This is a genomic window from Roseibium sp. TrichSKD4 (assembly GCF_000148725.1).
Taxonomy (GTDB): domain Bacteria; phylum Pseudomonadota; class Alphaproteobacteria; order Rhizobiales; family Stappiaceae; genus Roseibium.
Genome location: NZ_GL476319.1, coordinates 178312 through 202470, shown reverse-complemented (window position 1 = coordinate 202470; position 24159 = coordinate 178312). Strand labels below are relative to the sequence as shown.

The 24159-nt window shown below is 53.9% G+C and carries 21 protein-coding genes; 17 read left to right on the top strand and 4 right to left on the bottom strand.

Translation table 11 applies throughout. From position 1 onward, the window contains the following. Positions 1-5: 5 nt before the first annotated feature. The gene (gene tssC, locus TRICHSKD4_RS17235; RefSeq protein ID WP_009468168.1) at positions 6-1499 is read right to left on the bottom strand and encodes a type VI secretion system contractile sheath large subunit; all 1494 of its coding nucleotides are present in this window, start codon (positions 1497-1499) and stop codon (positions 6-8) included. Positions 1500-1576: 77 nt separating this feature from the next. Then, positions 1577-2206, bottom strand: coding sequence for a type VI secretion system contractile sheath small subunit (tssB, locus tag TRICHSKD4_RS17230; protein ID WP_009468167.1), 630 nt, complete (start codon positions 2204-2206; stop codon positions 1577-1579). Between the two features lie 372 nt (positions 2207-2578). Here tssB and tssM point away from each other — a divergent pair, with 372 nt between their 5' ends. Together tssM and tssA are read left to right on the top strand one after the other, a co-directional pair. Beyond that, on the top strand, positions 2579-6097 hold the full coding sequence (gene tssM / locus TRICHSKD4_RS17225) for a type VI secretion system membrane subunit TssM (protein ID WP_208993118.1): 3519 nt from the start codon (positions 2579-2581) through the stop codon (positions 6095-6097). Positions 6098-6102: 5 nt separating this feature from the next. Then, positions 6103-7602, top strand: coding sequence for a type VI secretion system protein TssA (gene tssA, locus TRICHSKD4_RS17220; RefSeq protein WP_009468165.1), 1500 nt, complete (start codon positions 6103-6105; stop codon positions 7600-7602). A gap of 23 nt (positions 7603-7625) precedes the next feature. Here tssA and pcaQ read toward each other — a convergent pair whose 3' ends face one another. Further along, entirely contained in the window at positions 7626-8546 is a 921-nt protein-coding gene (gene pcaQ, locus TRICHSKD4_RS17215) for a pca operon transcription factor PcaQ (RefSeq protein ID WP_009468164.1), read from the bottom strand. Positions 8547-8639: 93 nt separating this feature from the next. Between pcaQ and pobA the strand changes: the two genes are divergently transcribed. From pobA to TRICHSKD4_RS17140, 15 genes are all read left to right on the top strand, one after another. Beyond that, positions 8640-9809, top strand: coding sequence for a 4-hydroxybenzoate 3-monooxygenase (gene pobA, locus TRICHSKD4_RS17210; RefSeq protein WP_009468163.1), 1170 nt, complete (start codon positions 8640-8642; stop codon positions 9807-9809). Beyond that, on the top strand, positions 9809-10600 hold the full coding sequence (gene pcaD, locus TRICHSKD4_RS17205) for a 3-oxoadipate enol-lactonase (RefSeq protein ID WP_009468162.1): 792 nt from the start codon (positions 9809-9811) through the stop codon (positions 10598-10600). The genes pobA and pcaD overlap by 1 nt, the downstream gene beginning before the upstream one ends. Then, positions 10593-11015, top strand: coding sequence for a 4-carboxymuconolactone decarboxylase (gene pcaC, locus TRICHSKD4_RS17200; RefSeq protein ID WP_009468161.1), 423 nt, complete (start codon positions 10593-10595; stop codon positions 11013-11015). The genes pcaD and pcaC overlap by 8 nt, the downstream gene beginning before the upstream one ends. Continuing rightward, positions 11012-11737 carry a protocatechuate 3,4-dioxygenase subunit beta gene (gene pcaH, locus TRICHSKD4_RS17195; protein WP_009468160.1) on the top strand — a complete coding sequence of 242 codons (726 nt, stop codon included), beginning with the start codon at positions 11012-11014 and terminating at the stop codon, positions 11735-11737. Before pcaC ends, pcaH begins: the two co-directional genes overlap by 4 nt. After that, positions 11737-12360: a protocatechuate 3,4-dioxygenase subunit alpha gene (gene pcaG / locus TRICHSKD4_RS17190; RefSeq protein ID WP_009468159.1), complete on the top strand. Its 624-nt coding sequence runs from the start codon at positions 11737-11739 to the stop codon at positions 12358-12360. Before pcaH ends, pcaG begins: the two co-directional genes overlap by 1 nt. Before the next feature lie 10 nt (positions 12361-12370). Further along, the gene (locus tag TRICHSKD4_RS17185) at positions 12371-13204 is read left to right on the top strand and encodes a 3-keto-5-aminohexanoate cleavage protein (protein ID WP_009468158.1); all 834 of its coding nucleotides are present in this window, start codon (positions 12371-12373) and stop codon (positions 13202-13204) included. Positions 13205-13210: 6 nt separating this feature from the next. Then, positions 13211-14542 carry a lyase family protein gene (locus TRICHSKD4_RS17180; protein ID WP_009468157.1) on the top strand — a complete coding sequence of 444 codons (1332 nt, stop codon included), beginning with the start codon at positions 13211-13213 and terminating at the stop codon, positions 14540-14542. A 158-nt stretch (positions 14543-14700) separates the two neighbouring features. Beyond that, complete coding sequence (locus TRICHSKD4_RS17175) at positions 14701-15747, top strand: TRAP transporter substrate-binding protein (protein ID WP_009468156.1); 1047 nt, start codon at positions 14701-14703, stop codon at positions 15745-15747. A 67-nt stretch (positions 15748-15814) separates the two neighbouring features. Next, positions 15815-16399 carry a TRAP transporter small permease gene (locus TRICHSKD4_RS17170; RefSeq protein ID WP_247642829.1) on the top strand — a complete coding sequence of 195 codons (585 nt, stop codon included), beginning with the start codon at positions 15815-15817 and terminating at the stop codon, positions 16397-16399. Further along, positions 16396-17709, top strand: coding sequence for a TRAP transporter large permease (locus TRICHSKD4_RS17165; protein WP_040617073.1), 1314 nt, complete (start codon positions 16396-16398; stop codon positions 17707-17709). The genes TRICHSKD4_RS17170 and TRICHSKD4_RS17165 overlap by 4 nt, the downstream gene beginning before the upstream one ends. A gap of 240 nt (positions 17710-17949) precedes the next feature. After that, the gene (locus TRICHSKD4_RS17160) at positions 17950-18672 is read left to right on the top strand and encodes a response regulator transcription factor (protein WP_009468152.1); all 723 of its coding nucleotides are present in this window, start codon (positions 17950-17952) and stop codon (positions 18670-18672) included. A gap of 7 nt (positions 18673-18679) precedes the next feature. Next, positions 18680-19840, top strand: coding sequence for an FIST N-terminal domain-containing protein (locus TRICHSKD4_RS17155; RefSeq protein ID WP_009468151.1), 1161 nt, complete (start codon positions 18680-18682; stop codon positions 19838-19840). Next, positions 19837-22089 (top strand): ATP-binding protein, encoded by a 2253-nt coding sequence (locus tag TRICHSKD4_RS17150; protein WP_009468150.1) that lies wholly within the window; start codon positions 19837-19839, stop codon positions 22087-22089. The genes TRICHSKD4_RS17155 and TRICHSKD4_RS17150 overlap by 4 nt, the downstream gene beginning before the upstream one ends. Before the next feature lie 96 nt (positions 22090-22185). Continuing rightward, positions 22186-22851, top strand: coding sequence for a hypothetical protein (locus tag TRICHSKD4_RS17145; protein ID WP_009468149.1), 666 nt, complete (start codon positions 22186-22188; stop codon positions 22849-22851). After that, positions 22848-23234 carry a hypothetical protein gene (locus TRICHSKD4_RS17140; protein ID WP_009468148.1) on the top strand — a complete coding sequence of 129 codons (387 nt, stop codon included), beginning with the start codon at positions 22848-22850 and terminating at the stop codon, positions 23232-23234. The genes TRICHSKD4_RS17145 and TRICHSKD4_RS17140 overlap by 4 nt, the downstream gene beginning before the upstream one ends. A gap of 25 nt (positions 23235-23259) precedes the next feature. On the opposite strand, the gene TRICHSKD4_RS17135 is transcribed toward TRICHSKD4_RS17140, so the two are convergent. Continuing rightward, positions 23260-24117, bottom strand: coding sequence for a quinoprotein dehydrogenase-associated SoxYZ-like carrier (locus TRICHSKD4_RS17135; RefSeq protein ID WP_050763461.1), 858 nt, complete (start codon positions 24115-24117; stop codon positions 23260-23262). Between the last annotated feature and the right edge of the window lie 42 nt (positions 24118-24159).

Genomic DNA, 24159 nt, shown 5'->3' with positions numbered 1-24159 from the left:
CCGGATCAGTCGTCCTTGTCGAGCTTGCCGACGAGGGAGAGTTCAAAGTTGGCACCCATGTATTTGAAGTGCGGACGCACCTTCAAAGACACCTGATACCAACCCGGATCTCCTTCGACATCCGAAACTTCCACCTGCGCAGCACGCAGCGGACGGCGTGAGCGCACGTCCTGCGGCGGGTTTTCCTGATCAGCAACATATTGCTTGAGCCAAGTGTTCAGCTCGCGCTCCAGATCCTCTTTTTCCTTCCAGGAACCGATCTGCTCGCGCTGCAGCACCTTGATGTAGTGCGCCAGGCGGTTGATGATCATCATGTAAGGAAGCTGTGTTCCGAGCTTGTAGTTGGTCTCGGCAGCCTTGCCTTCCTTGGTGTTCTGGAAGATTTTCGGCTTCTGGGCGGAGTTTGCAGAGAAGAATGCCGCGTTGTCGGAGCCCTTGCGCATGGTCAGCGCGATAAAGCCTTCTTCCGCCAGCTCATATTCCCGGCGATCCGTGATCAGGATCTCTGTCGGAATTTTCTCTTCCAGTTGACCGAATGCTTCATAGACATGAACCGGGAGATCATGAACCGCTCCACCAGACAGCGGGCCGATGATGTTCGGGCACCAGCGATATTTGGCAAAGGATTCCGTCAGGCGTGTTGCCATCAGGAACGATGTGTTGCCCCAAAGATAGCTGTCGTGATCTTCGGTGACGTTTTCGTTGTAAACGAAGGATTTGACAGGGTTTTCTTCTGCGTCATATGGCATGCGTAGCAAGAAGCGCGGGCAGGTGAGGCCGACATAACGAGAGTCTTCGCTCTGTCGGAAACCCATCCATTTGCGGAAGCGTGGACCCTCATAGAGGGAGAACAGGTCTTTTTGCGCCGGAAGGTCAACATAATCGTCAACTTCAAACATTTGAGGTGCTGCGGCCGCGATGAACGGCGCATGGGCCATGGCACCAACAGAGGCGACATACTGCATTAGCTTTACGTCACGCGCGCCGGGGCCAAAATCATAATTGGCGATCATGGCACCAACCGGCTCGCCACCAAACTGGCCGTAGCCTGAAGCATAAACGTGCTTGTAGAGACCGGACTGGACCACTTCAGGACTGGTCTCGAAATCTTCGAGCAGCTTGTCCTTGGACACCGAGATGATGTCGATCTTGATGTTTTCCCGGAAATCTGTGCGATCAACCAGCAGCTTGAGACCGCGCCATGCTGATTCCAGTTCCTGGAACGATTCATCGTGCATGATTTCGTCGACCTGACGGGAAACTTTCTCGTCAAGCTGGGCAATCATCTGGTCGACGAGAACACGATTGATCCGTTCACCGGGTTTGCGACTTGAAATCATGTCCGCAATGAAGGCTTCAACACCACGCCGGGCTATGGAATAGCTTTCCGAGTCATCTGGTTGAATGCGGGTCTCTTCCATAATCTGGTCGAGAAGGGATACATGAGCAACATCACCAGTCCGCACATCCTGTGGTGCGGTCGAGCTAGTCTGGGTCATTTCAGAACTCTCGTTGCATGGCCGGTAACCGGCGCACTAAAATCAGGGAGCAGGTGGCCGAAGACCGGCCACCGAAATCAGCTATTCAAATATGGGCGCTGGGTGTCGTCGTCACCCTCAGCCGGCGCGGCTGATGCACCATTTTCGTCTGCATGTTCGCCATTCGCAGAAGCGGCAGCGCCATTTAAATATTCGCCCGGTTGAGCTTCTGCCGATGCATCTTCGATGCGTTGCAGCTCTTCAATCAGCTTCTGACGCGAATCTTCATCTTCCAGAATTTGTTCAAGGCGTTTGCGGAATGCTGGGATGTTGCCGAGCGGTCCCTTGAGTGCAACCAGTGCTTCACGAAGCTCGATCAAACGATCAAGTTCTGGAACTTGTTTGACGATTGCATCGGGTGAGAAATCGTTAAGGCCCTTGAAGTTGAGGTTCACAGTTAAACGGGCATCATCGTCATCTGACAACGTGTCTTTCACGTTCAATTCGCGTGAAAGGCCAGCCTCCTCCATAACAGAGGCGAAGCTATTCTTGTCCACTGACAGGACTTCGCGCTCTTCAAGCGGAGTATCGTCTTCGCGACCGAGATAATCGCCCAACATAACGAGGCGAAGCGGAAGTTCTACTTCTTCCTGTTGGTCACCGGTTGCAGGAACATAACGGATGTTGATCCGTTCTTTCGGGGCGACGGAGCCTTCTTTACCGGCCATCCTAAAACCTCCTCAATAAATTCCGGCTCACCTTCGATTGCCACTTAAAAAAATGTAGCCGATGGAACAGCCGGACATAAAACGAATACCGATATAAGAGGCACTAAACCTCTGGATGCCGTAGAGGCAATCTTGGGTTTTGAATAGCAGTATGTTGTTGTGATTGACAAGCCTAATAACGCGATATAATCGGAAATAAATTGATAAATAAAATCATGTTTCACCTTAGGATAGTTTTGCGGTTGAGGTGATTATTTCATGGAAATAGATTGTAATTATGGATGAAGTGTCATGGTTTCGGGAATTTTTGGTAAGATTTTTGGCTTTTTTAGAAAAATGGCGCGAGGTTTATGGTCAGCAATTAAGTCCTACTTGTTTGCGTCATTCGTCATTACATTGATTGTATGCATTGCGATTTGGTTCCTTGGGCCTCGCATTTCAATCTCTGGTTACAGGCCTCTGGAGCCGGTTACTTTCCGACTTGTAGCGATCTGCGCAGCGATTTTCATCTGGGGCCTAAACAATCTGGTCACCGAGTATTACCGCAAGCGCCGTGCTGAACGCGCCGAGGAAAAAAAGAAGGAAGAAAAGCCGCGTGACCCGATCCGGGAGCGTGTGGACGCCTTCGAAGCCTCCTTCCGCAATGCCATGTCCACGATCAAGACCAGCTGGATTGGGCGCGACGAAAAGCAGAAAATCGGCTCTCTCTACGCTCTGCCTTGGTACGTGGTAATGGGGTTTCCCGCAGCCGGGAAAACAAGCCTGATCGTCGAATCGGACCTCAAGCTGCCCTTGGCGCATTTGTTCTCTCAAGAGGATGCCAAACACGTTACCGAAACGGAGGACGTGGACTATTGGGTCACGGACGAAGCCGTTCTGTTTGATGTGGCTGGACAGATTCTCACCCACCAGCGCAGCAGTCTGTCTGACAATGTTTTGGATGTTTCAGCGCTGCTTTGGCACAAGTTTCTCGGACTATTGCAGGAATATCGGCCTCGCCGCCCAATCAACGGGGCAGTCGTCTGTATTGATGTGATTGATCTTATTCAGTCTTCACCTAAGGTGCGAGACAATAAGGCAGCGCTCTTGCACGCGCGATTGGTGGAGATGTCCGAGGCGCTTGGTACGCGCTATACTGTGCATGTGCTTCTTACCAAGGTGGACCTTTTGGACGGGTTCCATGAGTTCATTTCTGGTCTGCCTCAAAGTCAGCGTCAGGAGCCATTTGGGTTCACCTTCGATGTCACACCGGAATCAGCTGGAAATGCGTGGATTGAAGAATTTTCCGAATCCTTTGACGCCTTCTTGCAGCAGGTAAATGACCTGACGCTCGATCGAATTCTGGATCAGCGATCAATCGCCGGACGCCGCAAGCTGTACACTTTCAGCAGGCAGTTGGCGGGACTGCGCGACTTGCTTCTGGAATTTCTGACCACAAGCCTGCATCAGGATAAATTCTCAACCGCGCCGCAAGTTCGCGGTGTGTTCATGACGTCTTGTCGGCAGGAAGCCGTGCCGTTTAATGCGGTACTGACAGCAGCCTCTCAAAAATACGAGATCCGCACACCGGTCCTTCCGGTCCACAATGGCTATTCCAAGAACTATTTCGCGGGCGATCTTCTGAAAACGGTAGTCTTTCGCGAGGCCGGGCTTGCGGGTGACAATATTCGCATTGAGCGCGCCAAAAAAATGCGCTTTGCCATGTCTGCTGCAGCGGCGTCTGTTCTCTTCGTTGGTTTCTCGGGCTTTTATTGGCTCGCCTATGACGCGAATCGCGCCAAGGCAAACGAAGTTGTCGATATTGCCAAGACCTTTCAGGAGATCCAGAACCAGCAGGCCAACGTCAGTGGCGAAACGGCAGGCGCTGCCTTCCTTAAGCCCCTTAACTCCCTGAAATCTGCAGCTGGAATTTTCGGGAACTATCGGGACTGGAACCCGGTTTCAGCGGCGGCGACCCTTTATCAAGGCAAGAAAATCGGCCCCGAGATCGAAAAGTCCTATGTGGCATTGCTCGACAAGGCCTTTTTGCCAGATATCGGCGCGCATGTTCATGACGAAATAGATGAATTAGGCAAAGACCCCAAAACCAAGGACAGCGACGCGCGTTTGGAGGCTCTTCGCATCTATCTGATGTTGGGGGACCGTGAGCGCCGCAACAACACGTTGGTCGAGGGCTGGGTCAGCGAAGTCTGGCAGGATAAGTATACCGGCGAGGGCGTCATGCAAGGTGAGCTCAATGACCACCTCAAGTTCGCACTTGAAACGGTCGAGCTGGAAACCAAGCTGGATGAGCAGATGGTGCTTGCCGCCCAATCAAACCTCCGGGAAGTTCCCCGCGATTTGCGCCTCTATCGCAACATTGAACAGCTGGGCGATCGTCAGCTCATCACGCCTGTGAACCTGCGCAACGAGATTGGGCCTGCCTACAACATCATCTTTGAAACGGCGAAGAATGCCAGTGGCCGAAGCGAGCCTGTGGAGGTGAAGCCATTCTTCACGAAGGGCGCTTTCAAAGACTTCTTCATAAAGCAAAATGACACGTTGTCTGTTGTTGCCGTTGAAGATGCCTGGGTTGCAGGTGAACGCGACACGGTCAGCTACTCACCGGAGGATCTTGAGAATTTCCAGCGCAAGGTCGCTGGACGGTACGCAACAAATTACATCACGGCCTGGTCTGATGCCTTGAACGCGCTTGAAATGGTCGACTTTGAAAATGTCGACCATGCTGTTGACGTTCTGGAAGAGATCACCGGCCCTGAGAACCCTTTCGGGCGCTTGCTTGCACGGGTCAAGGAAGAAACTGAGATCTATGAGGAAAAGCTTGTCGAGCTGGAAGCCGAACAGGCGACCAATGCCGATCTTCCGTTTGATCTGAATCGGGAGCAGGGGCTTCGAATCCGCCGTGCGTTCTTCCGTCTGAATGACGTAGGCACAGCCTTGGAAGATGAAAAGGCTTATCTGGAAGACCTGCAGGCAGCGCTCGACCGCCTTTATGAATATCTGAAGGAAATCCGGCAGGCTGGTGAACGCTCAGGTGAAGTCGCACTGACCAAGGCAAAGGCGCGGATCAAACTGGAAGGTGATGATCCGATCTATGTCATCAGGCGCCTTGGTGTTGATCTACCAGAACCTCTCAATCGGTTCTTTGACAAGATTGCAGACCAGAGCTGGAAGGTGGTCTTGAAAAAGGCCAAGGAAGAATTGCAACGCGCCTGGAATGAAGAGGTTTATGCGGAGTATAACCTTAGCCTTTCGACCCGCTATCCGTTCACGGTTGATGCGCGCGAAGAAGTGCCACTTCAGGACTTTGAGGCCTTCTTTGGTCCCGGTGGGCGTATTGAAAAATTCTATGAGGAGAATCTGGTTCTCTTCGTGGATGAGGCGACCGGCGACCCTAGAACGATTGACGGGCGCAGCCTGGTGATAAACCGGACCTTTCTGACCCAGTTGAAAAAGTCTCTTGATCTGCGCAAGCACTATTTCTCAAGCGATGGAACGCTCGGCATCAGCTACACCATTGAACCGAAGAGCCTTTCCGGCAAGTTCCGCCGGGCTGTCATGAATGTGGAAGGGCAGATTATTTCCTATACCCACGGGCCGCGCCGCCCGATCCGGGTGATCTGGCCGAACGAGTTGTCCAAGCAGGCAGAGAGCAAACTCACGGTCTTCCCGAATGGTCGCGGTCGCCCGCAAACAATCTCGTTCACGGGGCCTTGGTCCGGCTTCCGTTTGCTGGATTCAGGAACCGTGACGAATTTCGCGGGCAATGGAACGATCGTGCGGTTTGACATCAGCGGGGCGAGCACAAGCTATGTGGTGACGCAGGACGGGCAAAAGAATCCGGCTGCCCAAAGCCCGTTGACCGATCTGATCCTCCCAGCGCGGATGTAAGGTCAATGGCAGTGGCATCGAAAAAGAAGGCGACGCCGATCTCAAGCAAAGAGGAGATCGGCTCGTTGTCCGCTCTCCCTTCTGACGATCCATTCGTTGCTGCGATACGCGCACCTATTGCGACGCCAGCTAAAGGCGATTTGGAAGACGAGCCACAATTCGATGTGATCGACGATGCGCTTATGAAGCGTGGAACCCTGTCGCACGGCTCAATAAGCTGGTCAGAGGTTCAGGAAGCTGCACTTGAGCTTTTATCGAAGAAAGCCAAGGATTTACGGCTTGTCGAGGCAGTCTGTCTGGCGCTGACCCAAAATGCCACCCGTGATTCTCTAATGTCGGGCTATTGTGGCCTCTATGCTTTTTTGGAATTGCCTGCCGATCAGAGGCAACCCAAACAGGAGAGGGCGTTTCATACTCAGCTGAGCAGGATCGCAAGCAGCCTGTCGCGAAAGGAGTTCCCCGGGCCGCAAGGCAAGTTGACCAGCGAGTTGACCGAGATACTAACTCGTCTTTCTGGTCACGAATTGATCCGCGCCGCAGCCCTCGGCAAGCATTTCAGTGACATCAAGGAACGTTTGGCGCTTGAAAATGGCGCCGGTGCTGAAACGGCTTCCCCTGAGAGCGGGGCTGCGCAAAGCGCTGCGAAACCTGCGCAAAACGCTAAACAAGCCAGCGGGACGTCACAAAGTCGATCTCCTGATAAGTCTCAGTCCTCAGAGACCGATTGGCGTGCGCTCAAGCGATCTGCCGGGGAAATCGCCGACACGCTTTATGATCTCGATCCCACCGCACCGGTGTCCTATCAATTGCGTCGCGCTGTGACTTGGGGCGACATAACGGCTCCGCCACCTATCAAGGATGCGCCAAAGACCATTGTGCCGCCTGTGGCCGTGGATACCATTGATCGCTACAGCAGCGCGCTTGCAGGCGGGGCTGTGGATGGTGAGCTGGTGAAGCGGCTTGAACGAACCTTGCAGTCCACACCCTTCTGGTTTGATGGGCATAAAATTGCAGCCGACTTTGCCGCCCGGTTGGGGCGGGAGAAAGTGCAGGAGGCAATCCTGCGTGATTTGTTCGCATTTCTGGTTCGCTTTCCGGAGATTCGAGACCTGAAGTATGCAGACGGTACGCCACTTGTTTCAGAGGAAACCGTCGGTGGTCTAACAACGTTGGAGACAGGGCCTGACTCGGCAAGTGCCGATGCTCACTCGGCAGTGGCTGCGCCTGATGAGCGGCCCGGCGTAAACGTTGAAGAGTTGGCGCAACTTGTCAGTGACGGGGGCGAGGCAGAGAGTTGGAACCGTGCTTTCAAAACAGCGCGATCCCCGCGCACACGGGCCCTGATGGAGTTAAGTGTGCTGGAGCAAATGTCAGGTGCAGGGCTCTATTGTCTGGCGGCTGAACAGGCTGGCCGATTGAAGTCCTGGGCCGGAGCGCATTCGATTGAAGACTGGGAGCCGGACCTTGTGGCACGCCTTGATCATCTGGTGTCTCGGGAAGGGTGATGCCCGTAAGATAATCAGCGGTGTCACGACTTGAGCCCAAGGTCCTCAATGGCCGTTTGCAGGGCGACTCGAAACACCCGTTCAACAGCCGAAGGCTGAGCGTCGGGACGTGTCATCAGCCCAATCGGCCCTTTGGTGATATCGCTCTCAAAGGGAAGGCGGGTCAGGTGGCCGTCGGCAATTTCGGTTTGAGCCACACCTGACGAAATGATCCAAACCGCATCCGTCATACGCGCGTAAATCCGGCCAAACGCGCCAGAGACAGTTTCGATCCTGTTGCGAAGTTCAGGCACCCCATTCGCAATTAAAAACCGCTCCACCAGTGGTCGAATTGCGGACCCCTCCGGTGGATATATGACTGGCCAGTCCGATAGGTGTTTCAGGTCTGGATTGTCTAGAAGCGGATGCCCGGCACGCACAACAAAGTCGACACGTTCAGAATAAAGCTGTGTGAAGGAGACTCCTTCCATGGATTGCGGACGACCAAGTCGGCCAATCACAAGATCAAGCTCTCCAAGCTTCAATCGCTCAATCAGATAGCCATGTGGGCCGTCAACGATCCGAACTGTCACATCCGGGCAGAGATCAGCATAGCTGCGTATGACAGGCGGCATAAGACTGGCTGCAACGGTCGGCAATGCGCCGACTTTCAAGGTTACTCCGGCTCGGCCGCCAGCCTGTTCTACGCTGTCAAACCCCTGCTGCAAGCTTGCAAGGGACACCTGCGCAAACTGCAAAAAGACCTCGCCTTGTTTGGTCAAGGCAACGCCCGCCCTGTTGCGCACCATGAGTGCCGCACCCGTAATGTCTTCCAATTCTTTCAGGGTCTTGGAAATGGCTGGCTGTGTCAGGCTCAGCTTGTCTGCTGCCCGCTTTAGGCTTCCCTCACGGGCGATTTCAACGAAGGACTGTATGTGTCGGAACTTGATACGACGGTCGAGCATTTAGTTATCGTATTTGATAAGTAGAGGGCGATTTATATCATTTTACATTGCGTTTTTGAACATTTATCATGTGTTGAATGGAAGGAAATGCGGATGCGGACACAGGTTGTCATTGTTGGGGGGGGGCCATCAGGACTGCTGTTGGGGCAACTGCTTGCTCTAAAAGGAATTGAAACCGTCATTTTGGAGCGCAAGACGCGGGATTATGTCTTGTCGCGCATTCGTGCGGGCATACTGGAAACCGGCCTTGTCAACTTGATGCGTAAGGCTGGTGTGGCGGAGCGAATGGACCGGGAATGCATTGTGCATGACGGCACCTACATCTCTTATGAGAACGAGCTCTTTTCCATCAATTTCAAGGAGTTGATCGACCAAAGCGTCGTTGTCTACGGCCAGACAGAAGTCACGCGAGATTTGTATGACGCACGCGATCAGATCGGTGCAAAAACCGTCTTTGAGGCTGAAGGTGTTCAAATTTTGGACGCCGATAGCAATGCGCCTTTGGTCACGTACTGCGTCAACGGGGTGCAATATACAATCGCCTGCGATTTTATCGCGGGATGTGACGGGTTCCGCGGTGTTAGCCGCAAGACAATCCCGGAGACCGTCCGGCAGGAGTTTGAGAAGGTGTTTCCCTTCGGCTGGTTGGGTATCCTGTCCGAAACGCCGCCGGTGCATGATGAGCTGATTTATGCCAATTCTGAGCGGGGTTTTGCGCTGTGTTCGCTGCGCAATGAGAACCTGTCGCGCTATTACGTCCAGTGCCCGTTGACCGACACGGTGGAAGGATGGAGTGACGATGCATTTTGGGATGAACTGCGAAGCAGGCTGCCCCAATCCATTGCCGAGAAGATTGTCACGGGTCCGTCAATTGAAAAGTCAATCGCACCGCTCCGGTCTTTCGTGAGCGAGCCGATGCGCTGGGGGCGGCTGTTCCTGTGTGGGGATGCAGCTCACATCGTACCGCCAACCGGGGCCAAGGGGCTCAACACGGCCGCATCTGATGTCCATTACCTGTCTGAGGCCTTGATCCAATATTATGAGCACAGCGACGAGCAGGGCATCGACAGTTACTCTGAAATGGCTCTGGCTCGGGTCTGGAAGGCAGAGCGGTTCAGCTGGGCGACGACCAATCTCTTGCATCGGTTCCCGGATCAATCCGGCTTTGACCTCAAAATGCAGAGGGCTGAAATTGAATCCCTGCATCACAATAAAGCGGCCCAAAAGTGGTTTGCGCAAAACTATGTGGGGTTGCCGTATTGATGCGCGGTCTATGTTCCACCACCGTTGATCTGCATTGGCAGCAAGAGGGCGATCCGGATGGGCAGCCCGTCGTATTTGCCAATTCACTGGGAACGGATTTGCGCATATGGGATGCGGTGATCGAGCTTCTTCCAAGAGAAGGGATTCGCTACATTCGGTTTGACAATCGCGGCCATGGACTGTCGGCCTGTCCGTCGTCCCCTTATACGATGGGCGAGTTGGCCGACGATGCTGAAGCCGTTCTCGATCACCTTGAGGTCACCGATTGCCTGTTCGTCGGGCTTTCGATTGGCGGTATGATTGGACAGCTTGTGGCAAGCCGAAATCCCGGTCGCATCAAGGGGCTGGTTCTTTCAAATACCGCAGCCAAAATGGGCGAACCGGCTATGTGGCGCGACCGGATTGCGGCGATTGAGACGGGAGGGCTGGGAAGTCTGGTGGACGCAATACTGGATCGTTGGTTTGGTGCCGCCTATCGCGGCAGCTCAGAAAACCGGATTTGGCGCGCAATGCTGACCCGAACTCCGGCGCAAGGCTATATCGGCTGTTGTGAGGCTATCGCCAATGCGGACTTGCACGCGACAACTGCTCAGCTCCGTCTCCCGGTGCTCGGGATTGGCGGATCGGAAGACAAGGCCATCCCGCCTGATCTGGTCAAGGCGACCGCGGACTTGGTGCCCGGTAGTCGCTTTGTTGAACTCGCAGGGGCGGGCCACTTGCCGTGTGTTGAAGCTCCAAAGGTCTATGCGGCGCATTTGATGTCGTTTTTTACGGAGGCGTCTCATGTCTGATCGATACGAACGCGGCATGGAGGTGCGCCGCGCGGTTCTCGGGGATGCGCATGTCGAGCGGGCTGAAGCAGCCAAGACTGTGATGGATGAACCATTTCAAACGCTGATTACTGAAAGCGCATGGGGAACCGTTTGGGCGTCAGACGGGATCAGCCAGCGCGAACGTTCCATGTTGACGCTTGCGCTTTTGGCGGCGCTTGGAAACTTTGACGAGATTCCCATGCACATTCGTGCAACGGCCCGGACTGGAGCGAGCAAGCAGGATGTTTTGGAGGCGTTTCAGCATGTTGCAATCTATGCTGGAGTGCCGCGGGCCAACCATGCCCTGAAGCTTGCCAAGCAGACGTACATGGAAATGGAAGAAACGCAGCAGAGCAACACCTCACAGCGTTTTGACCCGGAGGATGCAAAATGAAACCTGGGCCGTATTATCAAAGGGATCGCCAATGGCATCCTCCGGCAAAAGCGCAAGACTACAAGACCAGCGTGGCGCGCTCGCCGCAGTATTCCATGATCAGTCTTGAGACAACGGTCAGTGAAATGACCGGCCCGGTGTTTGGGCACAACGACATCGATCCCGGCGATAATGATCTTCTGGTGAATTATGCCAAGACCGGTGAAAGCCCCATTGGCGAGCGCATCATCCTGCATGGCCGTGTATTGGATGAAATCGGCAAACCGGTGCCTGAAACGCTGGTTGAAATCTGGCAGGCCAATGCTGGTGGACGGTATCGCCACAAGAAGGACACATATCTGGTACCGATTGATCCCAACTTCGGCGGATGTGGGCGCACACTGACAGACGAAAACGGCTATTACGCGTTCAGGACCATCAAACCGGGCGCATATCCATGGCGAAATTGGGTAAACAACTGGCGACCAGCACATGTTCATGTATCCGTCTTTGGCTGCGCCTTCGCCCAACGATTGATTACCCAATGCTATTTTGAAGGTGATCCGCTCATTCCGCGCTGCCCGATTGTTCAGACGATCCCCGACCCGGATGCCATTGAGCAACTGGTCGCCCGACTTGATATGAATGCCTCTATCCCGCTCGACACACTTGCCTACAAGTTCGACATTGTCCTGCGCGGTCGGCGATCCACCCTGTTTGAAAATCGGCTGGAGGGAAACTGATGGCGCGTCAGAAGCTCTACTACCTGAAAGAAACGCCGTCTCAAACAGCCGGTCCGTTTGTGCATATCGGTCTGGCGCCGGGCGCCGCCGGGTTTGACATCTACAAGAACGAATTGGGCCGGGATATCGCCGGTCCCAATGCAAGAGGCGAACGCATCCGCGTGGAAGGCACAGTGATCGATGGCATGGGGTCAGCGGTCAAAGATGTGCTTCTGGAAGCCTGGCAGGCCAACGCAGACGGGATTTATGCCCATCCTGAACATGACGGAGACGTCGAAGACGGATTTCGCGGCTGGGGCCGCGTCATTACCGATTTTGAAACGGGGAAATGGGCCTTTGAGACCATCAAGCCGGGGTCTGTTCGCGATGCGAATGGCAAGATCATGGCTCCCCATATCAGTTTATGGATCGTGGCACGCGGTATAAATGTCGGCTTGCAGACGCGTCTTTATTTCGAAGATGAAGCGGGCGTCAACGCAGTTGATCCGGTCTTGAACCTGATTGAATGGGAGAACCGCAGAGCCACCTTGATCGCAAAGCGTGAGGAAGGCGAGGAGATGCCGGTTTATCGCTTCGATATTCGCTTGCAGGGAGAGGGCGAAACCGTCTTCTTCGACATTTGAGGGCCAGTACATGAGCAAACCTTGCATCATATGCGTGGCGATCACGGGGTCTTTACCGCGGAAAGAAAACAATCCGGCTGTTCCGATCACAGTCGCGGAGCAGATTGAATCAACGCAAGAAGCGTTTGAGGCGGGTGCATCAATTGTTCATGCTCATGTGCGCAATGACGATGAAACCCCGTCGTCTGATCCTGAACGCTTTGCCCGGCTCAAGGAAGGGCTGTTGAAACACTGCCCGGGCATGATCGTCCAGTTTTCAACGGGTGGGCGATCCGGTGCGGGCAAGGAGCGCGGGGGCATGTTGCCGCTAAAGCCAGACATGGCGTCCCTATCTGTCGGGTCCAACAACTTTCCGACCCGCGTCTATGAAAACCCACCTGATCTTGTTGACTGGTTGGCTGGGGAAATGCGCACGCATTCCATCAAGCCGGAAATTGAGGCCTTTGACCTCAGCCACATCCATCAGGCTGCAGCCATGAACCGGGATGGGCGTATTCCCGGCTCGTTGTATGTGCAATTCGTCATGGGCGTGAAAAACGCGATGCCTGTCGACCGCGATGTGTTTGACTATTATGTCAAAACGGTTGAGCGTCTGGTCCCGGATGCTGAATGGTGTGCAGCGGGAATCGGACGTTATCAATTGACTTTGAATGAATGGAGCATTGCTGCAGGAGGTCATACCCGGACCGGCCTAGAGGACAATATCCGGCTGGACAGGAACGCGCTTGCGCCCTCCAATGTAGCGTTGGTTCAGCGCGCGGTTGGGCTTTGCGAGAAATATGAAAGGCCAGTGGCGACGTGGCAACAGGCCCGAGACATTCTTGGACTGAGAAAGGCTGCGTAACGCGATATGACTTCGAATACCGACACATATCCTGCGCCTGACGCTTTGACGCATCCAATCTTTTTCGATGAAGCCGTGTCATCGCACTTCACCACCAGTGCCGTCCTAGATGCCATGATCCGGGTGGAATTGGCGCTCGCCCGTGTGCAGGCAGAGCTTGGCATCATACCGGGGGAGGCTGCAGAAGCGATCCAAAGTGCAGGGCGCACGGTGAAGTTTCCGGACGCTTTGATTGCCGAGGGAGTTGCCAAGTCCGGTGTTCCTGTTCCCGTTCTCGTTGACTGTGTACGGCAAGAAGCTGGCGAGCGCGGTGGTGGGTTTGTGCACTTGGGTGCGACCAGTCAGGACATCATCGATACCGCTTTTGGCCTTTGCTATCGAGATGCTCTTGAAATCATCAATACTCGTCTAGGCCAGTTGCTCGACAGGCTTGAAGCTCTCTCAAGCGAGTATGCGGAAACGGTGATGATGGCGCGAACAAGGGGGCAACTCGCCACGCCGATCACACTTGGACTGCGCATTGCTCAGTGGGCCCAGCCTCTGGTTGCGCTTGAAAATGAACTTGGGCAGGTTCGGAAGCGGACGTTGAAGGTTCAGTTTGGCGGCGCTAGCGGTAGTCGCAGTGCGCTGGGCGGAAATGGCAAAAAGGTCTCGGACGCTCTGGCTGAAGTGCTGCAACTGGAGCCTGCTCCGCCTTGGCATACCGACCGCTCCGGTGTCCGCCAACTGGCTGCATGGCTGGAACAGATGACCTGTGCACTGGCGAAGATCGGCAAAGACACCAGCCTCTCGGCAAGAGGAGAAATTGCTGAAATTTCCGCCGGTCCAGGCGGCGGTTCATCTGCCATGCCTCACAAGCACAATCCGGTTGTTGCGGAATTTCTCCAGTCAATTCAGCTGCTGGCGCAAGCGCTGGGCGCTGGGCTTTCAGCAAGTAGCGTCCAGAGCGAAGACCGGGACGGCGTTGCCTGGCCTCTGGAATGGCACCTGATGCCCCAGTTGTTGTCGGCAACCGCTGCTGCTCTCAACCATGCGCTGGTTTTATTGGCTGACTTCAGGCCTGATATGCAGGCAATGAAAGAGCGCGTTCTGTCAAATCCGGAAGCAATGGCGGAGACAGCCGTCGCAGCCTTGTCAGAACATATGAGTCGGCAGGAAGCTGCAGAACGCGTCAAAGCTGCTTTGCGGGCCGATGAAGGGTTTGTAGACGCCGTGCTTCGAAACGCTCCAAGCCCAATCACACGGGATCGGCTTTTTGATCTCCACCGATATCTGGAGCCAGCAAAAGAGGTATCCGAACAGATTTTCGCGTCCCGAACTCAATCGAATTGCGGCTAAATAAGTTGGCGCGCAATCAATATACAATCTGAAATTGGTCTTTTGGAGTGGTTTGCAGATTGGCTCTGGACAAAACAAGTTTCTAATGTAACTAAATTGCCTATGGGAAGACACATCGGCAATTGTCTCGATGATCACAGCTTGTCAGGGAGGACACAATGATCAAATTGCGCCGGACACTTTTGAAGGGCCTGTTGGCCGCTTCTGTCGGAACCGCGATGCTGGGTGCTGCAAGTGCAAATGCCGCAGAGGTTACACTGCGGATGCACCAGTTCTTGCCAGCGCAGGCAAACGTTCCGAAAAATATTCTCTATCCATGGGCCGATAAGGTGGAACAAGATTCCGATGGGCGCATCGAAATCCAGCGGTTCCCGTCCATGCAGTTGGGCGGCAAGCCGCCAGAGTTGGTCGATCAGGCGATTGACGGTGTAGCTGATATCGTCTGGACCGTTGCGGGTTATACGCCTGGCCGTTTTCCACGTGCGGAAGTCTTTGAGCTGCCGTTCACAATGACCAATGCAGAGGCCGTGTCGCGGGCCTATTGGCAGCTGGCCGAAGAAACCATGATGGATCAGGACTTCAAAGACCTGAAAATCCTTGGTGTATGGGTTCACGGACCAGGTTTGATCCACTCCAAAAGCCCGGTTGAGAAGCTGGAAGATTTGAACGGCGTCAAATTGCGTGCGCCAACGCGGATCACCACCGGCATGTTCAAGATCCTCGGTGCTACACCGGTCGGTATGCCGGTGCCTGCTGTTCCTGAGGCCTTGTCCAAAGGCGTAATTGATGCAGCGGTCATCCCTTGGGAAGTCACACAGGCATTGAAAGTCAACGAGCTGGTAAAGAACCACACCAGCTTTGGTGATGACGCGCTTTACACGACAGCCTTCATTTTTGCGATGAACAAGGACCGCTACAACGCGCTTCCAGATGATCTCAAAGCGGTCATTGATGCAAATTCTGGCGTTGAATTCTCGGCCTCGGCAGGCAAGCAGATGCAAGCCGATGATGCTGGTTCCCGCCAGGTGGCCCTTGATGGCGGCAACAATGAAATTGTCTTGTCAGAAGAAGAAGTTGCCAAGTGGAAGGCTGCTGCACAGCCAGCCATCGACAACTGGATTGCCGAGATGGATGGCAAGGGACTTGACGGCACAGGGTTGCGCGCGCGGGCTCTTGAACTGATCGCCGAAAACACCGACAACTGATCTCGCACGCCCCCGCATTTCTGCGCAAGCTGAGTGCGGGGGCTTTCATCGCACTGGAGTTGAAAACGTGGTCACCTTGGTAGAGCGCGGCGCTCGATTGATGGCTTATGTCGGCGGCTTGGTTCTGACGGCACTGGTCATTCTCACATGTGTGAGTGTTCTTGGTCGCGGCCTGAACACGTTGGGTCACTCCGATGTCCTTCAGGCCTTTTCTGAAACACTGGCTCATGGATTGATTGCAACCGGGGTCGGGCCGATCACCGGTGACTTTGAGCTGGTAGAGGCCGGGATTGCCTTCTCCATTTTTGCGTTTCTGCCGATCTGTCAGCTCAACCGCGGCCATGCCACCGTGGATGTGTTCGCATCCATGTTTCCAAGAGGGCTCAACCGTTTTCTGGAGGCCTTTTGGGAAGTCTTGCTAACGGCTGTGCTCATCCTGATCACTTGGCGGCTCTATGCGGGAATGGAAAGCAAGATGGCCTATGGTGAGACCACCTTTTTGATCGAGTTTCCGGTCTGGTGGGCTTATGCTGCCAGTTTTGTTGCTGCGGTCATTGCCTCATTAGTTGGCGTGTACTGCGCCGTTACGCGGGTGATGGATCTGTTCAAAGGCACCCCAAAGTCCATCTCTGGCGAAGGAGCCTCCTCTTGAGCATGCTCGAACTGGGTATCCTGTCGTTTCCCGTCCTGCTTCTTCTGATTTTCTTCCGTGCTCCCATCGGACTTGCCATGATGATTTGTGGCATTGGCGGACTATATTTTGCCATGGGTGGGCCGAACATTGTCTTGTCAAAGCTGAAGACAGAAACCTACTCCACCTTCTCCAATTATTCGCTGACCATCATCCCCATGTTCCTGCTGATGGGTCAGTTTGCGACCTTGTCTGGCATGTCAAAGGCGCTGTTTAAGGCCGCTGAAAGCTGGCTTGGCCATAAACGCGGTGGTGTCGCAATGGCTGCCATTGGTGCCTGTGCCGGGTTTGGCGCGATCTGCGGGTCTTCTCTGGCAACCGCTTCAACCATGAGCCGCGTCGCACTGCCAGAGCTGCGCCAATATGGCTATTCCGGCGGGTTTGCCACCGCAACGCTCGCTGCAGGCGGAACACTGGGCATCTTGATCCCGCCCTCGGTCATCCTGGTGATCTATGCAATCCTGACCGAACAGAACATTGCCAAGCTGTTTTTGGCGGCCTTCATTCCCGGTATTCTGGCGGCAATTGGCTACATTATCACGATTTCGATTTATGTTCGCGTCAACCCGGATGCCGCCGGGACGCGCGATGCTGTGCCTTATAGTGAGCGGGTGCAGGCGCTTTTGAAGGTTTGGCCTGTGCTGGGTGTATTCGCCCTCGTTGTTGGCGGAATTTATCTGGGCTGGTTTACACCAACTGAGGGTGCTGCCGTAGGCGCAGCAAGCACCGGCTTAGTGGCTTTGGTGTCCGGAAATCTGAATTGGAACCAGTTCAAGGAAGCGATCATCTCAACCGCAGTCAGCACGGCAATGATCTTCTTCATTGTGCTGGGAGCTGGATTTTACAACGGATTTCTTGCGTTGACACAGGTACCGCAGGAGCTGTCCGGTTGGGTTATTGATCTTGGGTTGAGCCCATGGTCCGTTCTGGCGTTGATCCTCGTATTCTATCTGGTATTTGGGTGTTTGATGGACAGCCTCTCGATGATCTTGCTGACCATTCCGATTTTCTTCCCGGTTATAAGCGCGCTCGATTTTGGCATGAGCCCGGAACATGTTGCGATCTGGTTTGGAATATTGGTCTTGATCGTTGTGGAGGTGGGGTTGATTACGCCGCCGGTCGGCATGAACCTCTTCATCATCAATGCTATGGACCGGTCAACACCGATGACCCAGACCTACAGAGCCGTCATGTGGTTCGTTACCTCCGACATCTTGCGTGTCATTCTTTTGGCAGCGTTCCCGTCCATCACGTTGTTCCTGCTTTGGTAAGCAGGGTGTTGGCCATCCGAGTTGTTGCCATGTTGTCACGATGTTTCATAGAGGCTATCGCCAGTCTGGGATTGTCATTGATATGAAGTTGATTGTATTTCATTTTTAAAATGCAACTAAAGATAAGTAAAATGTAAGAAAGTTACGTCTTTAATATATTAATTTTCCAATCGTAATCATATTTATCTTGCTTGCCGTTGCTTCCCTTACGATACTTTGCCCTTGGGAGGAACGTCACGGATGAGCAAAAATTGCAATACGCATGACAAGGTTGTGATCCGCTCGGTCTTGGTGATCGATGATCATCCTTTGTATTGCGATGCCTTGGCAGCAACACTGGAAAACCAGTTTCGATCCAGTTCAATCAAAAAGGCGAACACCCTGAAAGAAGGGATGCGCCATCTAGGCTCCAGGTTTGAACCGGACCTCGTCATTCTTGATTTGAGACTGCCGGATGTGACCGGACTAAGCGGCCTAATCAAGTTTAAAAACCGGCTTCCTGATGTGCCGGTGCTTGTGATTTCCGCTGAATCATCCAACGAAACGATAACAGCTTTGACTGCAGCCGGAGCTGCAGGATTTCTGCCGAAGGATGCCAATCATAAGGTTTTGGAACAGGCACTGATAGATATCAGTGAAGGGCGCCGTTTTTTGCCTCCTGGCTATCAGCCTCCCAAGCGCGCAAGAGCAACGGATATAACTGCGCAGGAGGTGGCGCATAAAATTGCTGACCTGACACCGCAGCAAAGTCGGATCATGAAGTTGATCTGCGACGGAAAGGCAAACAAGCAGATCGCCTATGAACTGTCGCTTGCTGAAGCCACTGTTAAAGCCCACATAACGGCGCTGCTTCGTCGGCTCGGGGTTCACAATCGAACACAGGCTGCCCTGTTGGTAAAAAGCGCGAGTTTCGAAACCGAAGCCGGGCTCACGGACACAGATGTCCGCGCGATACTAAGCTGAGCACAAAATGACAGCCGTTCGCCCAGACAATCAGCCAACAATGACGCAGGTGGCGGTGTCTCGGGCAAAGACAGTCGAAGAGGCTGTCAAGGATGTGATGTCGCAAATCACGGCGGAGACGACATGCTTCGCATTAGCATTTGTTCCTGATCAGCTGGACCCGCACGAGCTTGCCCGAAAGCTGGAGGCGGCTGCTCCGAACAGCAGCTTTTTTGGATGTTCAACGGCTGGGCAGATCTCTCTGAGCGGATATGAAACCGATGCCTTGGTCGTTATAGCCTTTCCACGTGCACATTTTCGCTGTTCCTCGGCATTGTTTAAACCCTTGTCACCGATCTCCATCGAGCGCGTGTCTGAAGAAACGCGCCTCCTTGCAGCGCGGTTTCCCCATACGGCGAATTGGCGGCGCATCGCGCTGGTTATCGCTGACGGCTTGTCCAAAAAGGAAGACCTGCTGGTCGCGGCGATCAGCTCAGGTTTGGGTGATATTCCCGTTTTTGGCGGATCGGCGGGCCATGGTTTGGCGTTCGATGAAACCCTGGTTCTGCATGGTGGCAAGGCTCATGATGATGCCGCCCTGCTGTTGTTGATTGAAACCGACCTGACATTTCATGGCCTCGGGTTTGATCACTTTCTCCCGACAGCTGAGCATATGGTTGTGACCCACGCCAATCCAGAAGAGCGTGTTGTTCTTGAACTGAACGGTGTTCCAGCTGCACAGGAATATGCACGGTATGTGGGATGTAAAGTTGAAGATCTTTCTCCCGAGGTCTTCGCTGAAAATCCGGTTCTGGTGAGAAACGGCAAGAGCTGGCATGTGCGTGCCATTCAGCAGGTTGTGGAGGAGGGCGGCCTCAGTTTCCTGTCTGCGATTGATGATGGATTGGTTCTCACATTGGGCAAGGGAACCGAGATCCTGAACACGCTGGAAAGAGGGCTGGAGGTGCAGGACCAAGGCGTTGCTCCTGATTTTATTTTGGGGTTCGATTGTGTGTTGCGCCGCTTGGAAATTGATCAAAAAAACCTGACAGGAGCAGTCTCTGACATCCTGAAGAAGCACAAGGTGCTGGGCTTCAACACTTACGGCGAGCAACATCTCGGCGTTCATGTGAACCAGACATTCGTCGGTGTCGCGTTCTACCCGCCTCGGGAGGGAGCGTTGTTTTGATCGACCCTGAGGAAACACTTGAGCAGCAGGTTGCGCGCCAATCGAAAATTATTGACGCCCTGATCCGCCGTGCCAATCGCGAACATGGGGTTGGTGGATCGGTCTATTCTCTCTTCCAGTCAGCCATTGCGCTGCAGGGCGAGGTTTGGGAGAAAACCCGCGATCTGGAACAAGCGCTCGATACTTTGGGGCGGGCGAGCAACAAGCTCAAGATCGCAGAATACGCCTGGCAGCAAACCGAGCAAAACCTTGCCGAAGCTCTTGAAGCAATGGAGGGTGGTTTCGCTTTGTTTTCAGAGAGTGAGCTCGAAGTTTTTAATGATCAGTTCAAGACGCTAGTGCCTGATTTAGAGGAGGAAATCACCAACGGTCTGGAGCTGGACACCTACTTTGAACTGTTGCAGTCCAGCGCTTCCGTTGTGTCGGTCGCAAAAACTGGTCGCAAAACGGACACAACTGGCGACAACAGATCGTTTTCACTGGATAGACCATCTGTGCTCGAACTGCGCGGTGACCGTTGGTTCCAGATCACCCGCAAGAGCGCCTCCGCCAATCGAACTGTTCTATTGTCTACGGAAATCACGCGGATCGTTCGACAAAACCGGCTGGAAAAGAACCGCCTGATTGACGAGCAGAGCTTCTTTCTGCAAGCCGCCTTTGATCACATGACCCAAGGCGTTTGCACATTCTCCGAAGAGGGCACACTGCTCATTACCAATGAGCGGTTTCGGGAGCTTCTAAACCTGCCGCTGTTTTTGGTCCAAAAGGGAACCGCTATTCGTCAGATCCTCGAATTTGCACGCAAACAGCGGCTGTTGGTTGGACTGGAAACAGGGGATGATTTCGACGAAATTCTGCACGAATTGAGATCGCGTGGGTCGATCGACACCATGGTGCGCCATGTGAACGGCAACATTCTGAACATTCGCGTTCATGGATTGCCCGATAAGGGCTACATCATGAATGTGCTTGATATCACGGCAGAAACGCACTCCAAGGAAACCCTTGAGCAGATGGTACAAGAGCGCACGCGTGAACTGACTGCGGTAAATGAGCGTCTGCGCAGGCAAAACGAGGAGCAGGCCATCATCGATGAGCAACTGCGCCAAGCCAAAGCAGAAGCGGAAGAAGCGGTTTCGTCCAAGACCAAGTTTTTTGCAGCAGCCAGTCATGATCTGCTTCAGCCAATCAATGCCGCAAAGCTGCTGATTTCCACGCTTGGGGAGGGGACACAAGACACCCCTTTTGAAGACACTGTGTCCCGTCTCGGTCGGTCATTCGACTCCATTGAGTCTTTGTTGCACGCCCTTTTGGATATTTCTCGACTGGATTCTGTCGGCTCAGAACTCTCCATCAGTTCATTTTGCATCGGGGACTTGCTGTCCTCTGTCCGCGATGACTATGCGCGTCTGGCTCGTGAAAAGGGAATAGACCTGAGCATCGTGCCATGTCGCCAGTGGGTCCAAAGTGACCGGCGTTATCTGCTCAGATCGCTTCAAAATCTCGTGGTGAATGCCATTCAATATACTGAAACCGGGAGGATATTGGCGGGTTGCCGACGCAAGCACGGCCTATTGGTGCTGGAGGTCATCGACACTGGTATCGGGATCTCGCCGGAAGACCAAACCCGGATTTTCTCCGAGTTTACAAGAGTATCCGAGAAAAGTTCTGACTACGGTATGGGGTTGGGGCTGTCGATTGTCGAGCGCGCATGCAGGCGGCTCGGTCATCCTCTGTCGGTCTCTTCAACCGTTGGCAAGGGGTCTCGCTTCTCCATTACGCTTCCATTTGGTCAAGTTCCTGATGAGCTTCCCGTTGGTCTGGCCGAAGAGCAAGATACGCACGCCGAAGCGATGGACTTGATTGTCCTGATTATCGAAGACAACGAAGATGTGCTTTTCGCCACAGCCCAAAAGGTCGAGAGTTGGGGAGGCAGCGTACTGACAGCTTCATCAACTGCGCAAGCCGTGGAGCAGGTTCGCGAAATTGGTATGGCGCCCGACATCATTTTGGCGGATTACCAGCTGACTGGGTCGGACAACGGGGTTGAGGCGATAAAGGCAATCCGGCGGCAAACCAGCAGCCGGGTTCCGGCGATTATAATCACGGCCAGCCCGCCGGGAGAGCTGGAAGAAGCCAGCCGCAAGCAGGCTTTCACGGTCCTCAGCAAGCCAGTGAAACTGTCCAGTTTGCGCTCACTGATGGATTGGAAAACCCACCAGCCTAAAATTGTCTGTTTCGGTACCTGAATGCAGACAAAAGTCTGCAGTGACCGCTTCTTGTGAGTGTCCGAAACTGGAAATAGCAGTGTTTCCTCAGGGCACTGGGTGGATTGGGAGGTTCATATGATCGTGTTGCAGAAAATTGCCAAACGTGTGCGATTTTTCGCGACGTTTGTTGCAGGCATGGCTATTGGGTTGGGTAGCTCGTGGGCTGCCGAAGCCTATGACCTTTTGTTCAAGACCGGAACGCTCGACAATCTCCCGCGCAGCCAGCAGCTCACTTATGACCGGCAGGTCGCGCTTCCCTCCAATCAGGAGCTCGCAGACCACAGCACAGGCACCGTTCGTCTGAGTTTTGGCGAAGACGACATGGCCGATCTGCGTTTCGAGCAAGGGGAAAAGTATCGCAAGATCGGGGCATTTCCGGCGACGGTGGGAAATCCGATGATCATGTATTTCGTTGAAACCGTTATCCGGGATATGGCCGGAACGGCAGGGGGAAGCCCATTTTATATCCGAAATCGAGTGAAGGCGTCCTTGATTGAAAAAACACCGATCAACGACACGGAAATTACGGTCGACAATGAAATGGTCCCGGCTAAAACAGTTACCCTTTATCCGTTCAAGAATGATCCCAACCGGGAGAGAATGAAGGGGTTCGAGGACCTCGCCCTGACAGTGACCATGTCTGAAGCGGTTCCCGGTTGGTACTACGCGCTTGAGGCAGATACCGGAAACAGCGTCTACACCAGCTCAATCGTGCTTTCTGAGAATGGAGGCACAGAATGAAGCGCTCATTGAAGATCGCCTGCAAGGCATGGGTATTAGGCTTGGCGGCTATCTTGTTGGCTGCGCTGCCTTTATCCGCCTCCGCTGTGGATGGTGGTGCGACGATTGCAAATGACTATCCAACGGAAGCGCGTGCCGATTATGTCTTTGGCTGTATGGCCGTCAACGGCCAAAGCCGGGATGTGCTGCGCCGCTGTGCCTGCTCAATCGATGTAATTGCCTCCATTCTTCCTTATGAACGCTACGCGGAAGCTGAAACGGTCTTGTCCCTTCAGCTTGTGGGCGGAGAACGCATGTCGCTCTTCCGCACGGCTGCCAGCGCCAAGGAATTGGTTGCGACCTTACGCCGTGCGCAGGCGGAGGCAGATATTCTGTGTTTTTAAGGGGGGACCAATATCCCCCGCACGCTCAGCTGGACGAACCATCTTTGGCGATAACCTTTCGCCAGGTGTTGCCTTCAGTGTCTTCGGCTGAAATCACGAAGTCTTTAGACCCGTCATCGGTATAGGCAAAGCGGAAAACGGGATTTTCAGAGAGGGAAATTCCCCCTTCAACTGTGAACAGCGTCTGATCACCTTGCTTGACTTCAACATGATTGATGAAGTGGGCATTGATGAACAAGTGCGTGACTTGATCTCGCTGCAGGCCTGAATAATTCGGGTGGCGGATCATGATTTGCGCTTCTCGGCGCTGACTGCTGTCGCCTGCCTGAGGGCCGAAGGATTTCGCACGAATTTCGCCCATGGTTGAAAGAGCAACTTCCGGGTCCTTGGTAGCCGGGGCAGAGCATCCCCCGGATGCTTTGACAAAACGTCCCGCCATCACCGGACCGGTTTCGGTTTCCGCGACCAGGCGCACATTTGAATACTGATTGACCCGGATGCGCATCTCCATATTAATCGGGTGCATGGCCGGACCAAACGTCATTTCAGCAGCGACCGGCGCGGGATTTTCATCAACGATCAAAAGCGCCTTGTCGATCATGGGGGCAAGCGGACTGGACTGCTTCAAAACAACTGGAACAGTGGCGGCATCGTGGGCACGGTACGGTGCTTCCAGATCGAGAGACCCATCTGACAATATGGGCTGCAGGTCACCGAGTATGTCTTCCTTAAGATCAGACCAGCTGCCTTCGGAACTCAACGGATTGGGGCGCGTGTCAGATGCGGCCACACTGTTTGGCAGTGCTATCAAAGTAACGGATAGAATTGCAAATGCACTTGTAAACGTCTTGGCAAAAGCACTCAAAGAGCTGCTTGTGGTCATTGGTTCCACCCCTTGGATTTCGGATCAGGCCCGTATTTAGCT

Excerpts from the sequence above, each read along its gene's own strand:
- tssC (WP_009468168.1), bottom strand. The coding sequence starts at position 1,499 with ATGACCCAGACTAGCTCGACCGCACCACAGGATGTGCGGACTGGTGAT.
- tssB (WP_009468167.1), bottom strand. The coding sequence starts at position 2,206 with ATGGCCGGTAAAGAAGGCTCCGTCGCCCCGAAAGAACGGATCAACATC.
- tssA (WP_009468165.1), top strand. The coding sequence starts at position 6,103 with ATGGCAGTGGCATCGAAAAAGAAGGCGACGCCGATCTCAAGCAAAGAG.
- pcaQ (WP_009468164.1), bottom strand. The coding sequence starts at position 8,546 with ATGCTCGACCGTCGTATCAAGTTCCGACACATACAGTCCTTCGTTGAA.
- pobA (WP_009468163.1), top strand. The coding sequence starts at position 8,640 with ATGCGGACACAGGTTGTCATTGTTGGGGGGGGGCCATCAGGACTGCTG.
- pcaD (WP_009468162.1), top strand. The coding sequence starts at position 9,809 with ATGCGCGGTCTATGTTCCACCACCGTTGATCTGCATTGGCAGCAAGAG.
- pcaC (WP_009468161.1), top strand. The coding sequence starts at position 10,593 with ATGTCTGATCGATACGAACGCGGCATGGAGGTGCGCCGCGCGGTTCTC.
- pcaH (WP_009468160.1), top strand. The coding sequence starts at position 11,012 with ATGAAACCTGGGCCGTATTATCAAAGGGATCGCCAATGGCATCCTCCG.
- pcaG (WP_009468159.1), top strand. The coding sequence starts at position 11,737 with ATGGCGCGTCAGAAGCTCTACTACCTGAAAGAAACGCCGTCTCAAACA.
- TRICHSKD4_RS17185 (WP_009468158.1), top strand. The coding sequence starts at position 12,371 with ATGAGCAAACCTTGCATCATATGCGTGGCGATCACGGGGTCTTTACCG.
- TRICHSKD4_RS17180 (WP_009468157.1), top strand. The coding sequence starts at position 13,211 with ATGACTTCGAATACCGACACATATCCTGCGCCTGACGCTTTGACGCAT.
- TRICHSKD4_RS17175 (WP_009468156.1), top strand. The coding sequence starts at position 14,701 with ATGATCAAATTGCGCCGGACACTTTTGAAGGGCCTGTTGGCCGCTTCT.
- TRICHSKD4_RS17160 (WP_009468152.1), top strand. The coding sequence starts at position 17,950 with ATGAGCAAAAATTGCAATACGCATGACAAGGTTGTGATCCGCTCGGTC.
- TRICHSKD4_RS17155 (WP_009468151.1), top strand. The coding sequence starts at position 18,680 with ATGACAGCCGTTCGCCCAGACAATCAGCCAACAATGACGCAGGTGGCG.
- TRICHSKD4_RS17145 (WP_009468149.1), top strand. The coding sequence starts at position 22,186 with ATGATCGTGTTGCAGAAAATTGCCAAACGTGTGCGATTTTTCGCGACG.
- TRICHSKD4_RS17140 (WP_009468148.1), top strand. The coding sequence starts at position 22,848 with ATGAAGCGCTCATTGAAGATCGCCTGCAAGGCATGGGTATTAGGCTTG.
- TRICHSKD4_RS17135 (WP_050763461.1), bottom strand. The coding sequence starts at position 24,117 with ATGACCACAAGCAGCTCTTTGAGTGCTTTTGCCAAGACGTTTACAAGT.